Source organism: Campylobacter concisus (assembly GCF_002092855.1).
Taxonomy (GTDB): domain Bacteria; phylum Campylobacterota; class Campylobacteria; order Campylobacterales; family Campylobacteraceae; genus Campylobacter_A; species Campylobacter_A concisus_AI.
Map to the genome: position 1 here is coordinate 76,877 of NZ_LVLC01000001.1, position 13,302 is coordinate 90,178.

General features: G+C 38.7%; 13 protein-coding genes. 12 read left to right on the forward strand and 1 reads right to left on the reverse strand.

Annotation, left to right across the window (positions count from 1 at the left end; translation table 11 throughout):
* Positions 1-5 precede the first annotated feature (5 nt).
* The 9 genes from nikR to hypA all read left to right on the forward strand — a co-directional run bounded on the left by nikR (position 6) and on the right by hypA (position 6,431).
* A complete protein-coding gene (gene nikR / locus A3223_RS00390) occupies positions 6-419 on the forward strand; it encodes a nickel-responsive transcriptional regulator NikR (RefSeq protein ID WP_021091291.1) in 414 nt (137 codons plus the stop codon).
* 16 nt (positions 420-435) lie between these two features.
* Positions 436-804 carry a Na+/H+ antiporter NhaA gene (locus tag A3223_RS09945; RefSeq protein ID WP_084107894.1) on the forward strand — a complete coding sequence of 123 codons (369 nt, stop codon included), beginning with the start codon at positions 436-438 and terminating at the stop codon, positions 802-804.
* Between the two features lie 95 nt (positions 805-899).
* Positions 900-2,159 carry a DUF2157 domain-containing protein gene (locus A3223_RS00400; protein WP_084107895.1) on the forward strand — a complete coding sequence of 420 codons (1,260 nt, stop codon included), beginning with the start codon at positions 900-902 and terminating at the stop codon, positions 2,157-2,159.
* Positions 2,156-2,761 carry a GDYXXLXY domain-containing protein gene (locus A3223_RS00405; RefSeq protein ID WP_084107896.1) on the forward strand — a complete coding sequence of 202 codons (606 nt, stop codon included), beginning with the start codon at positions 2,156-2,158 and terminating at the stop codon, positions 2,759-2,761. The genes A3223_RS00400 and A3223_RS00405 overlap by 4 nt, the downstream gene beginning before the upstream one ends.
* Before the next feature lie 170 nt (positions 2,762-2,931).
* A complete protein-coding gene (hypB, locus tag A3223_RS00410; protein ID WP_084107897.1) occupies positions 2,932-3,762 on the forward strand; it encodes a hydrogenase nickel incorporation protein HypB in 831 nt (276 codons plus the stop codon).
* Positions 3,762-4,001: a HypC/HybG/HupF family hydrogenase formation chaperone gene (locus tag A3223_RS00415; protein ID WP_084107898.1), complete on the forward strand. Its 240-nt coding sequence runs from the start codon at positions 3,762-3,764 to the stop codon at positions 3,999-4,001. The genes hypB and A3223_RS00415 overlap by 1 nt, the downstream gene beginning before the upstream one ends.
* The gene (gene hypD, locus A3223_RS00420) at positions 4,001-5,089 is read left to right on the forward strand and encodes a hydrogenase formation protein HypD (RefSeq protein ID WP_084107899.1); all 1,089 of its coding nucleotides are present in this window, start codon (positions 4,001-4,003) and stop codon (positions 5,087-5,089) included. The genes A3223_RS00415 and hypD overlap by 1 nt, the downstream gene beginning before the upstream one ends.
* Positions 5,090-5,097: 8 nt before the next feature.
* The gene (hypE, locus tag A3223_RS00425) at positions 5,098-6,090 is read left to right on the forward strand and encodes a hydrogenase expression/formation protein HypE (protein ID WP_084107900.1); all 993 of its coding nucleotides are present in this window, start codon (positions 5,098-5,100) and stop codon (positions 6,088-6,090) included.
* Positions 6,090-6,431 (forward strand): hydrogenase maturation nickel metallochaperone HypA, encoded by a 342-nt coding sequence (gene hypA, locus A3223_RS00430; protein ID WP_084107901.1) that lies wholly within the window; start codon positions 6,090-6,092, stop codon positions 6,429-6,431. Before hypE ends, hypA begins: the two co-directional genes overlap by 1 nt.
* Before the next feature lie 225 nt (positions 6,432-6,656).
* Here hypA and A3223_RS00435 read toward each other — a convergent pair whose 3' ends face one another.
* The gene (locus A3223_RS00435; protein ID WP_084109237.1) at positions 6,657-9,122 is read right to left on the reverse strand and encodes a YhdP family protein; all 2,466 of its coding nucleotides are present in this window, start codon (positions 9,120-9,122) and stop codon (positions 6,657-6,659) included.
* A gap of 73 nt (positions 9,123-9,195) precedes the next feature.
* On the opposite strand from A3223_RS00435, the gene mltG reads away from it, so the two are divergent.
* The 3 genes from mltG (at position 9,196) to A3223_RS00450 (ending at position 13,296) form a co-directional block, all read left to right on the forward strand.
* Positions 9,196-10,140 (forward strand): endolytic transglycosylase MltG, encoded by a 945-nt coding sequence (gene mltG, locus A3223_RS00440; protein ID WP_084107902.1) that lies wholly within the window; start codon positions 9,196-9,198, stop codon positions 10,138-10,140.
* Positions 10,141-10,223: 83 nt separating this feature from the next.
* The gene (locus A3223_RS00445; RefSeq protein ID WP_084107903.1) at positions 10,224-12,398 is read left to right on the forward strand and encodes an NADP-dependent isocitrate dehydrogenase; all 2,175 of its coding nucleotides are present in this window, start codon (positions 10,224-10,226) and stop codon (positions 12,396-12,398) included.
* A gap of 4 nt (positions 12,399-12,402) precedes the next feature.
* Positions 12,403-13,296, forward strand: coding sequence for a malate dehydrogenase (locus tag A3223_RS00450; protein ID WP_084107904.1), 894 nt, complete (start codon positions 12,403-12,405; stop codon positions 13,294-13,296).
* The last annotated feature ends 6 nt before the right edge of the window (positions 13,297-13,302 follow it).

Genomic DNA, 13,302 nt, shown 5'->3' on the forward strand with positions numbered 1-13,302 from the left:
AGAAAATGGATAGTGTTATACGTTTTAGTGTTTCTTTACCTAGTCAGTTACTAGACGAACTAGATAAAAAGGTTAGCGAACAAGGCTACGCTTCTAGGAGCGAATTTACGAGGGATTTGATACGCGAAAAGATCGTAAGTGATAGCTGGAAGGACGCTAGTGAGGAGTTGATCGGGGTTTTGACGCTCATTTATATGCATCATCACAACGATTTGGTGAATAAAAAGATGGATATAGAGCATAGCTCTGATGTGAAAATCATCTGCACAAACCATGTTCATGTCGATCATCATAACTGCTTAGAAACGATTTCAATAAGAGGCGAGGCTGGCAAAATTGAACGCTTTGCTGAAAGGATCGCCGGCTTAAAGGGTGTAAAATTTTCTAAACTCACAAGGGCAGCTATTCCTAGGTTTTAGTTTTTTAAGGGTCTTTATGTGTTTTAGGAATTTTTGGTATTTTTTTATAGGTGAAGCTAGCGGTGGTATCTTTCTTATCGCTGCTGCTTTAGTGGCTTTTATCTTTGAAAATGTTTTTTTAAGCAGTTTTTATAACTCATTTTTACAAATCGATACAAGGCTAAATTTTGGCAAATCGCCGATACAAAAGCCCCTTATCCTTTTGATAAATGATAGTTTGATGGCCGTTTTTTTCTTTTTACTTGGGTTTAGACTTAAGCGAGAAATTTTTAAAGCAAAGCTTAGGAGTCTGGCCCAAGCCACCTTGCTAAAAAATTTTATTATCGGCAGCATTTTAGCTTCTGTATTTTTTTATATTTTAAATCACAATTATATTTTTTGTTGAAAGACTAAGGCAGTGTCAATGGACATAAATACGGCATTTAAGACACTTGCTGGAAATTTAGTGTTTTGTATATCTTATAAAAGAGAGTGTGAATAATGAACTTTTTAAATAGAATTTTTCTAGCAAAAGAGCTGGATCGGTGGCAAAGTGACGGCATAATCGATAAAAAGACCGCTATAAAAATAGCAAATTTATATGACATCGACCCTGATGCCCATAGTGACAAGATAAGTTTTGTCTTAAAGCTCGTAGCATATCTTTTTTTTGCACTAGCCTTTTTTACGCTCGTTGGTGCAAACTGGGAAGAAATACCAAGACTAGGACGTTTAGCACTTGTATTGTTTGTGCTTGGGCTTGTAAATTTTGGTGGAATTTACTATCTCGCAAAGGGAAAGGAAAATCTATCAACGGCGATGTTTTTTCTTGGAAATTTTTGCTTTGGTGCGGCGATTGCTCTTATTGCTCAAATTTATAACATTAGCGATGAGCCAAGCGGTGGTATTTTGCTTTGGAGTATCGGAGCGTTTGCAGTTTCTTTTGCTAGTAAAAAAGGTGTGTTGGTAGCCCAAAGCCTTATCTTTGCGACAGTTTGGTTTTTTATGGTGGGCTATCAGGGCGACTTTGGTTTTGGCTTTATCATTTTTATAGTACTTGGCGCATATACGCTTTACAAAGACGACTCAAAATGGCTTGCTTTTGTGCTTTTTGTAGATATTTTTATATACATCATTTCATTTTGCGGCTACATTAGTGGTCTTAGAGCGATATTTGATTATGGATTTTTGTTTGGACTTCCGATGGTTGCGATCGTATCGCTATCTTATGCGCTTTTGCTTATCAGCATTTCGCCTCTACTAGATAAATTTAGAGTAGGGCTTGGCGCATTTACGAAAGAATTTGGTAAAAATTTTGGTGTTTTTGTGTTGCTATTTTGTCTATTTTTATTTGAAGAAAGAAATTTATTTGAGCTTTACGATGAAAAACTTTGGTTTGTGAAGTCATTTTTTAAAAGCAACTTTGGCTTTGTCTTTATCCTATTTAGTGTTGCTTATTTTGTACTATTTTTTAAAGAAAAAAACAAGAGTGGCTTGCTACTTGGGGCGCTGCTCGTGTCGTTGCCATTTGTCTTTAGCTACGGGCCTGGCTATGCAAATATATTTTTCTCGCTCGCAAATATCATAACAGCTGCGGTCCTTATAAAAAAAGGTGAGTTAAAACTTGGTCTTTGTATGATATTTTTGGTTGCGGCCGTGAGGTATTTCCAGCTAATAGGTGATTATATCGGTGCTACGGCGCTATTTATGGTGTTTGCTTTTATAGTGCTAGTTGTCGCTAGAAAAGGACGTAAAAAATGAAGATAAAAGTCTTAATAGTAGCTGTAATTTTTCAAATTTTGCTTATTGGCATTATGCTTGGCTACGCACTTATGCCACTTTATTTTGGACAAGAGGTGAGAGTAAGGGTAAGTCTTTACGATCCAAGAGATCTTTTTCGGGGAAACTATGTTGATTTAAACTATGATTTTTCAAATTTTTATTCAAGAAATTTTGACGAAAATGATAAAGATGACCGCTATATCGATAAATACGATGAGAGAGTAAGAGATGGGGCTAGAGTTTATGCTGTTTTAAAACCAGATGTTAATGGCACTTACGGCTTTGCTAAATTTAGTATAAGCAAGCCAGACAATGGAGTCTTTTTAGCTGGTAGATATGATGGCTACTCGCTCGTAAAATACGGCATAGAGCACTTTTATATGTCACCTGATAGTGCGGCTAATACCGAAGATGAAATGAGGGAAGAAGACATTGATGCATATGCTATTTTGATGGTGATGGATAATGGCAAGGCTAGATTAAAGGATCTAATAATCCAAAAGAGTGCCGGAAAGAATAGCAAAAAACTACTCGGTGATGAAAATTTTGATAAGTTGGATGAGATTAGGCAAAAAGAGTAAAGTAAATTTAGTCAAAATTCTTGTGCAAATTTCATTTATATTTTTAAATTTAAATAAAAATTTAAATAAATTAATTAATTTTGATCTATTTGCCAAAACTCCTAAATTTTAATTTTATTTTTAAATTTAAGAGTTAAAATCTCCATAAATTAATAAAAAAGGATGAAAAAATGTGTAAAGATTGCGGTTGTTCAATGGGTAATCACGCCCACGCCCACGCCCACGCCCACGCCCACACTCACGCTGATGGCACCACTCACTCGCACCCACACACTCATGATGGACATACAGATCACGCTCATGACGCGCACGAACATAGCCACGAGGCTCACGCACACCCTGTGTTAAATGAGAGTAAAACCATAGACGTGATAGAGAAAATTCTCTCCGAAAACGACAAAGAAGCTGCTCACAACAGAGCTCATCTTGATGAAAAAAAGATACTTTGTGTAAATTTAATGAGTAGTCCTGGTGCTGGTAAGACCACGCTTTTAGAAGCTACGATAAAGGCTGGTAAGTTTAAAATAGGCGTTGTAGAGGGCGATTTAGAGACAAATCAAGATGCTGATCGCATAGTAAAAGCTGGCGCAAAGGCTCATCAGATAAGCACAGGTCAGACCTGTCACTTGGACGCATTTATGGTGCATGAAGGGCTTCATCATTTGCCGCTAAACGAGCTTGATCTAGTCTTTATAGAAAATGTTGGAAATTTAGTCTGTCCTGCAAGCTATGATGTTGGCTCACACTTTAACGCTGTGCTTCTTTCAGTGCCAGAGGGCGATGATAAGGTGAGTAAGTACCCAGTGATGTTTAGGGCTGCTGACGTGCTTCTCATCACAAAAGCTTCGCTCGCACCACACTTTGACTTTGACATCGAGCGAGTGAAAAGTGACGCTAGAAAGCTAAATCCAAAGGTTGACATCTTTGTGATAGATAGCAAAACTGGTGAGGGCATTGATAAGTGGATAAGTTATTTGGAATTTAAAAAAGAGCTAAGATAATGTGCCTCTCGATCCCTTCAAAAGTGGTAGAAATTGACGAAAACAACGTCGCTACGGTAGAGACTCTAGGCGTTACTAGAAAGGTAAGCCTAGACCTTATATCTGAAGAAGTGAAAGTTGGCGAATATGTGCTAATTCACGTAGGTTACGCTATGCAAAAGATCGATACGCAGTTTGCACTTGAGAGCTTAGAGGTCTATCAAAAGATCGCTGATGATATGAACGCGGGGAAAATTTGATGGATCTTATCAATGACTTTCGTGATAAAAATTTAATCCTAGCCCTTTCAAAACTTATCCAAAAAGAGAGCACAAAGCCCCTAAATATCATGGAAATTTGCGGCGGTCATACGCATAGCATTATGAAATTTGCACTGCCAAGCTTAGTTGGAGAGCATATAAATTTCATCCACGGCCCAGGCTGTCCGGTCTGCGTGATGCCAAAGAGCCGCATAGATGAGGCCTGTAAGCTAGCTAGCATGGATAATGTGATCTTTTGCACGCTAGCTGACATGCTAAGAGTGCCTGGCTCAAAGACAAGCTTGCAAAAGCTTCGCGGAGAAGGGCACGACATAAGAGCACTTTACACGCCACTTGATGCGCTAAATATCGCTAAGCAAAATCCAGACAAAAAGGTCATATTTTTTGCGATCGGCTTTGAGACGACGACGCCAATGAGCGCAAATTTAGTTGAAAAAGTGGTGCAAGAGGGCATTAAAAATTTATACTTTCATATAAATCACGTAACCGTCCCAGCTCCAGTTAGAGCCATAATGAGCGACGAAAACGTGAGGATAGACGCATTTTTAGGCCCAAGCCACGTAAGCGTCATCACTGGCAGTAAAATTTATAAAGAGTTAGCAGATGAGTTTAAAAGACCGATAGCCATTAGCGGTTTTGAGCCACTTGACATCATGGCAAGTGTGCTAAATTTAGTCCGTCAGCAAAACGCAGGCACATATGAGGTCTATAACGAGTACGCAAGGGCTGTCAAAGAAGAGGGCAACTTAAGAGCAAAAGAGCTTATAGCTAAGTATTTTGAACCGTGCGACTTTGTCTGGAGGGGACTTGGCGAGATAACGCAAAGTGGCATGAAACTAAGAGATGAGTTTGCCTACCTTGATGCCAGGGTGCAGTTTGACTGCAGCGCAGAGAGCGCTGGCGAGAGCAAGGCTTGCATTTGTGGGCAAATTTTAAGAGGACTGGCAAAGCCGACAGAGTGCAAAGTCTTTGGCAAGGTCTGCAACCCGCAAAATCCGATAGGATCGTGCATGGTCTCAAGTGAGGGCGCTTGTGCGGCATATTTTAAATACGCAAGAGTTGGTTAAGGAATTTAATGAAAAAGATAATGCTAAGCCATGGCGGCGGCGGCGAGGAGATGAACTCGCTTATAAACGAGACGATATTTAAAATTTTTGATAACGAAATTTTAAGGCAAAGCAACGACTCGGCGATATTAAATTTAAACGGCAAGATCGCATTTAGCTCCGATAGCTTTGTGGTAACTCCCATTTTTTTTAATGGCGGCGACATCGGCAAGATCGCGGCTTGCGGCACGATAAACGACCTAGCAATGGTTGGAGCAAGCGCAAAATACCTAAGCTGCTCGCTCATCATTGAAGAGGGGCTTAGTATAGAGGAGCTTGAAAAGGTGCTTGGCTCGCTTGCAGAAACTTGCAAAGATAGCGGTGTAAGCGTAGTTTGCGGCGATACGAAGGTCGTGCCAAAGGGCAAATGCGATAAAATTTTCATAAACACAGCAGGTATCGGCGAGATAGTTTGCGAGGGTGTGGAGCTTAAAAATTTAAAAGCAGGGGCAAAAATTCTCATCTCTGGAGATGTTGGCAGACACGGCGGCGTGGTGCTAGCAGCAAGAGAAGAATTTGAGCTTGGGCTTGATTTAAAAAGTGACTGCAAGAGCCTAAAAGAGGTTGTATTAAAGCTATTTAGTGCTGGCATAAAACCACAAACTATGCGTGATGCGACAAGGGGCGGACTAAGTGCGGTGCTAAACGAGTGGGCTAAATTTAGCAAATTTGACATCTTAGTTTTTGAAGAAAATATCAAGGTCGCAGACGAAGTGATGGGCGTTTGTGAGCTATTTGGATTTGAGCCTTACGAGCTTGCAAATGAGGGCACTTTTGTGATGGCTGTCGATGAGAGTCAGGCTGAAGAGGCACTTGGGATTTTGCGAGAATTTGATAAAAACGCGATGATAATAGGCACGGTAATGGAAGCTAAAAACGAGCGTGTCATCATCGAAAACGCCTATAAATCAAGAAGATTTCTCGAGCCGCCAAAGGGCGAGCTACTACCAAGGATCTGCTAATGCATGAGCTTAGTATCGTTCAAAATTTAGTCAGCCTTTGCGAGAAAAATGCCGCCAAAGAAAACGCAAAAGAGATAAGCAAGATCGAGATAAAAGTTGGCCGTTTAAGCGGAGTGGAGCCTCATTATTTGCAGAGCGCTTTTGATGTTTATAAGGCTGGTACGATCTGCGAAAATGCCGAACTTGTGATAAATTTACAAGGCATTGTTATTGAGTGTTTGGATTGTAGATTTGGCGGGGAGCTTAGCGAAAATGACTTTACTTGTCCAAAGTGTAAAAGTCAAAATTTAAAGGTGACTGACGGCGAAGATATGTATCTGATGCGCCTTGAGATGAAGTAAATTTTACATATTTTTATATGTAAAATTTCATGCTTTTTATTAAAATATTTTAATAGCACTAGTATCAAAAAAATAGCTACCAAGGTCTTGATCTTTAGCTTTTGATATCCTTTTTACGCACTTTGCGAGCTGAGGATAATAAAAATAATCAAAAATGAGCGCTCACTCTTGGCTTTAGAAGCAGCCAATAATTTTTCTATAATTTTCGTGCTTTGTAGATTTAAACTACTCAAATATCAAAAACGGAGCCTGAATCACGTTTCTTATTATCTTTAGTGGCGAAAGCAAGGCGTCTTGCAGGATCTGCGTCGAGTACTCAGGCTTATCGGTAGTGCCACGTATGGCGATGACGGTTGAGAGCGAGCGGTCCTTGCCAAGGATTATTTGATTTACCAGTGGAATTTTATCAATGATACTGCTAGCATCTTTTAGTAGCTTTAGCTCAAGGTCGATATTTATCTTTTTGCTCTTTAGATCGATCATGCCACGCCCGCCGATATCAGCGCTTGTGCCTATCATTTCAATCGCCAAAAACTCGATCATATCGCCATTTCTAGTGAGTAAAATTTTACCATTTTTAACAGTAAAGCCCTTGTCGTTAAAGTCAGGTGTTTTAAAGCTAAGAAGCGATGGAACGGAGTTTAAAAAGCTAAGTAGCCTTTGATAAAAGATATAATCCTTTAAAAAAGTATCAAAAAATCTCACCTCAGCTTTGAAATTCTTCGAGTTTTCTCCAAGCATTTTTAGGCGAAATTTACCGCCTTCAAAGCTCTTGATACCAAAAAGGTCGTTTATAAATTCTCCGCTTATGTCGGTTGCGTCTAAATTTATACTCTTTTCATCATTAAAATAGCCAACTCTTCCTTGTTTTGCTAGCCCATTTAGTGAGGTGCTTTTGCCATTTTTCTCGGCGCTAAAGCTAGCAAATGGCAAGGTCTTGTTTAGATCCCTTAAAATGATATCGCCATTTTTTGCTAAAAGCTCAAGCGGAGTGCTTTGCTCGCTGGTTTTGTTATCGTCAAGCACTAGCAAATTTAGATCTTTAGTTTTTACGTTTATGGCTTTTTCTTTTATGTCTAGGCTTAGCTTTTTACTTGCACTATCTACCTTCACGCCAGCTTTTGAGACTAAAATTTTAAGATCATCGTTTTCATACTTTGAGCCATTTTTATCTAAAAACGGCAAATCAAAGTTTGCCTCTTTGGCAAAAATTTCAAGATCAGTAAAATCCTTGCTTTTTATGCTAAGCTCATCAAAACCATGCACGCCGTTTTGCTTTAAAACAGGCGAGCTCTCTATGAAAAATTTACTATTTTTTGTTGCTATTTTACTTTCACTGCCAAAGCTCATATCAAGCCCAAATGGCTCTATCTTAAGCAAAGTTTCACCAGCCTTGCTAAAGTCTAAAAATGCGCTAAATGGCTCATTTTTAAAGGCTAAAATTTCATCATTTTTCTCTTTTAGATCAAAGCTTTCTATCACGCCTTTTATCTCGCCAGTACTTTTTTGTAAATTTATATCAGCCTTAGCATTTGCTTTAAAAAACTCAAGCCCAAAGCCAGTAGCATCGATGCTTAAATTTGTCGTATTTATGAGCTTTACGAGAGCATTTTTGGTATTAAATTTACTTCCAGCTATTTCTAAAACCGCGTCACTTAGTTTAAATTCTCCATTTGCAATGACGCTTTTTTCATCAAAATTTTCTAAGCTTTTCTCATCAAGCTTTATCAAAATTTTTAAGCTAGCATCCATTTTTCCGCTAAGCTGCCTTACTGGCACGATGATTTTATAAGCTTTTAATATCTCATTTATAGCTTCATCATAAATTGATTTTGTCTTTATAAGTAGCTCTAAATTTGCGCTTTTTTCATCAAAGATATTATTTATCACAACGCTTGAGCCATCAAGCTTTTTACCCTTGTAAATAGGCGAAATAAGATCAAATTTAAGCTTTGAGTTTTTAAGTGTGATATTTGCCTCGCCTACATTTACGGCTGGCAAGCCTTTTTCAAATTTAACGAGCAAATTTTTAGTATTTGCGGTGGCATTTAGATCATTTAGATAAAAGTCATTTTTAGCTAGATCAGCCTTGCCATTTATCTCTTTTAGCTCGTAATCATCAGCAACGATGTATCCATATATCCAGCTTTTAACTTCACTATTTAGCTCTATGCGTCTGTCAAGCTCATCAATGAAGTTTTTAATGCTTCCAGCCTCGACATCGTAAGCTTTGTAGGTTAAAAATGTATCTTTTAGAGCAAAATTTAGCTTACCATGCAGCTCATGAGAAGTGAAATTTCCCTCAAATTTATAGTCATTTTTATCAAAATTTGCACTCCCTTCGCCGCTAATGCTGACGTTAAAATCCTTAAAGCTTAAATTTCTAACACTAAAAAGATCTATTCCGTCTTGCTGTTCGTTTTGGAATTTGATGTCTACATTTAAATAAGGGCTATCAACAAAAAATATATCATCTAAAAATAGAATTTTTAGTTTAAAATCATCGCCTATTTGTACATTTTCAAGTGAAATTTCTTGAAAAATCGTATCTATAAAATCTACGCTTTTACTAAGATTTAAAAGGCGCTCATCGCTGCTTTTTTGCTTGCTCTCTTTCTTAAAATTTGGAAGCCTTATCTGCTTTGCTCTTGCAATTATTTTTTTATCTAATTTTATATATAATTGCTCCAATTTTACGCCGTAAAACTCGAAATCGTTAATTTTTATGCCGTATTTTAAAAGTAAGATAAATGAAAGAATCAAGATGATAAAAAATTTTATGAAAAAGCCATATTTAGACATTTTTTTTGATATCGTAGCCATCATTTTCCTAAGTATTTTTGTCTATTTGGCACGCCCTATAAACACAAGCAAGGTCGTTTTTATACCAAAGGGAAGTGTGGGCGAGATTATATCTTATTTAGCTAATCGCAACTTTAACTTAAGCGTGATAGACAAGTACGCCATACTTTTTATCGGCTCTCCGCAATCTGGCTGGATAGAGATCGGCCAAGACAAAATTTCAAGGGTTGATTTTTTAAAAAAACTTGCAAAGTCAAAAGCGGCTTTAACCGAGATAACGCTAATACCAGGCGAAACAACTATCGTTTTTTTAAACCAGATCGCTGCCCAGCTAGGACTTGACCCAGTTAAGCTAAATAGCGAATATAACGCCCTTGCTCCAGTGAGTGATGGCTTTTTGATGCCAAATACATATAAAATTCCAATAGGCATCAGCGAAAGGCACCTTGCTTTTTATCTTGTAAATTCATCAAGAAAGGCTCAAAGCGATATCAGCAATAAAATTTTTGGCGAATACAATGAGAAAAAATGGTTTAAAATTTTAACGATCGCTTCGATCATCCAAAAAGAAGCGGCAAACGACGCTGAGATGCCACTTGTCGCCTCAGTAATTTATAACCGCCTAAATAAGGGCATGAGGCTGCAGATGGATGGCACACTAAACTATGGAATTTATTCGCACGATGTGATCACGGCTGAGCGCATAAGAAGTGATATGAGCGAGTTTAATACCTATCTAAACGACGGCATTCCGCCAAGTCCAGTCTGCTGCGTCTCGATAAGTGCGATCAAAGCGGCGATAAACCCTGCAAAGAGCGATTATTTATACTTTGTGCTTGACAAAAAGGCGAAAAAACACATTTTTTCAAAAACCTTAAGCGAGCACAACCAAAATATAGGAAAATAGAGCTAGAATTTGCGGCAAATGCCTAAAATACAACGAGATTTAATAAAGAAAGTGATAAATTTTAAAAAACTAAAAGGGCTAAAATGAGTGACATTATCTGGACCAAAACTGACGAAGCACCGCTATTTGCAAGCTACTCTCTCTTTCCTATCGTAAAGAGCTTTTTATCACGCGCTGACATTAGCATAACTAGGGCCGATATTAGCCTGGCTGGGAGAATTTTATCTCTTTTTAGCAAAGAGCTTGGACTAAATAAGTCCGATGAGCTGGAGCTTTTAGGCGAGCTGACCAGTCACAAAGAGGCAAATATCATAAAACTGCCAAACATCTCAGCCACGCTTGTTCAGCTAAAAGCAGCGATAGAGGAGCTTAGAAGCAAGGGCATAAATGTGCCTTTTTATCCAGATGAGATCATCACAGACTACGACGAAGAGGTTGCTAAAAAATACCAAAAAGTGCTTGGCAGCGCGGTAAATCCAGTGCTTAGGCAAGGAAACTCAGATAGAAGAGTCTTGCCACCGGTTAAAGAATTTGCCAAAAAACATCCACATAGCAACGGCAGCTGGGATAAGGCAAATAAGACAAAAATTTGCTACATGCAAAAGGGCGATTTTTATGAGAATGAGCGCTCAATTATCGCTAATAAAGATGAGAAATTTTATGTAAATTTCATAAGTGCGGATGGCAAAAAAGAGCTTTTAAAAGAGCTTGCTATCCAAAGTGGCGAAATAGTTGATGCTACATATTTAAGCGTAAACGAGCTAGATAAATTTTATGAAAGCTGCTTTGATGAGGCAAAAAAAGAGAATTTGACCTTGAGCTTGCATCTAAAATGCACGATGATGAAAGTTAGCGATCCAGTCATCTTTGCGCATGCGATAAAAAGCTATTTTAAAGAGGTTTTTACTGAATACGGCGAAGAATTTAAGGCTCACGGTGTGGAGGCTAAAAATGGCTTAAAAGATATGTTTTCTAAAATTTTGCAGCTTAAAAACAAAGATGAAATTTTGGCTAAATTTGATGAAATTTTGAGCAAAAAGGCAAAAATTTGGGCGTTAAATGAAAATGCCAGCAATTTTGACGTACCAAATGACGTCATAATAGACGCCTCCGTGCCAGCACTCATTAGAAGCTCTGGCAAGGTAAAAGATAGAAGCGGCGAGCTAAATTTCTCGCTTTGCATGATCCCAGATAGAACATACGCTAGGGTTTATGAGGCTTGCGTAGCGGACTTTAAGGAGCATGGCGCACTTGACGTGAGCAAGATCGGTAGCGTAGCAAACGTGGGGCTAATGGCTAAAAAGGCTGAGGAGTACGGCAGCCATGATAAGACCTTCATCGCAAAAGAGGACGGAGAATTTGTAGTTTTTGACGAAGCGGGCAAGAGCGTCTTTAAAATTGGCGTTAAAAAGGGCGACATTTTTAGGATGACTCAGGCTAAAGAAGACGCGATAAATGCGTGGTTTGAGCTTGCTTTAAAAAGAGGCGAGATATCAAAAGATGAGCTTATATTTTGGCTAGATAGTAGCCGTGCTCACGATAGAAATTTGATAGCTAAATTTGAAAGATTTAAAGAGAAATTTGCTAGCGCTGGCGTAAAATTTGAAATTTTAAACTACGAGCAAGCAACCACAAAAACGCTTAGCTTGATAAGAGCTGGCAAAAACATTATAAGCGTAACTGGTAACGTTTTAAGAGATTATTTAACCGATCTTTTCCCGATCTTTGAGCTAGGCGGCAGCTCAAAAATGCTCTCAGTTGTGCCGCTACTTGCTGGTGGAGCGATGTTTGAAACAGGTGCTGGCGGAACGGCCCCAACGCTTGTAAAAGAGCTAAAAGAGAAAAATCATCTACTTTGGGATAGCTTAGGTGAGTTTTTGGCGCTTAGTGCTTCGCTTGAACATCTAGCGTTTGTTAAGCAAAAAAAAGAGGCAAAAGAGCTAAGTGATGCGCTAAATAGAGCGGTTGCTAGCTATTTGGACGAAAATAAAACGCCAAATGCTACTCTTGATACTAGGGAGTCACACTTCTATCTGGCACTTTTTTGGGCAAGAGAGATGGCAAAAAGTGGCGGGATTTTAAGTAAAATTTTTGAAAATTTAGCAGACGGGCTAGAGAAAAATGAGAGCGAAATTTTAAAAGAGTTAAGACAAAATGATGGTGCAAGCGCGGAATTTGGCGGATATTATTTGCCAGATGAAGTAAAAGCAAATGAGGCCATGAGGCCAAGTAAAATTTTAAATCAAATAATAGGATGAGAAAATGAAAATAAGTATAGTTGGAGCAGGAAACGTCGGTGCGAGCATAGCATATGCACTTTGTATGAGGGAAGTTTGCGATGAGATCGTACTTGTGGATATATTTGGTGACGTGGCACGTGCAAAAGCGATCGATCTAGCGCAGTCAAGTTGCGTATTTAACGCAAAAACTACCGTTTGCGGTGGCGATGACTTTATGCTAATAGAGGGCAGTGATATCGTAGTGGTAACTGCTGGAAGCCCAAGAAAAGAGGGTCAAACAAGAGAGGACTTACTTCTTAAAAACGCCGTTGTTGTAAAACAAACAGCTCAAAATATCGCAAAATTTGCACCAAATGCGGTGATAATTGTCGTGACAAATCCGCTTGATGTGATGGTCTGGACGGCTCATAAATTTAGTGGCTTTAGCAAAAATAAAGTGATCGGCATGGCTGGTGAGCTTGATGGGGCAAGATGCAGATATGAGCTAGCACTTCTAAAAGATAAGGATGCAAAAGAGCTAAAGACAAAGATAATTGGCGCTCACAACGACGAGATGATCGTATCTGCTAGCAACATTAGCGAAAATTTAAACGAAAATGAGCTTGCAACTCTTAAAAAAGAGACAAGTACAGGTGGTGCAAAGATCGTTAAGCTTCTTGGCACTTCAGCTTACTATGCACCAGCAGCTGCAGTTGTGAAGATGTGTGAAGCGATAATAGGCAAGAGTGATGAAATTTTAAGCGCTAGCGTACTTCTTGATGATGAGCTAAGTTGCGGCAGGCTAGTAAGGCTTGGACGTGAGGGCTTAAAAGAAATTTTAGAGCTAAATATAAATGAAAGTGAGCAAGAGCAGCTAAGTAAAAGCGAAGCTGATATTAGAAAAAACATTAAATTTTTAAAAGAAAATTTGGATTAGGAATAT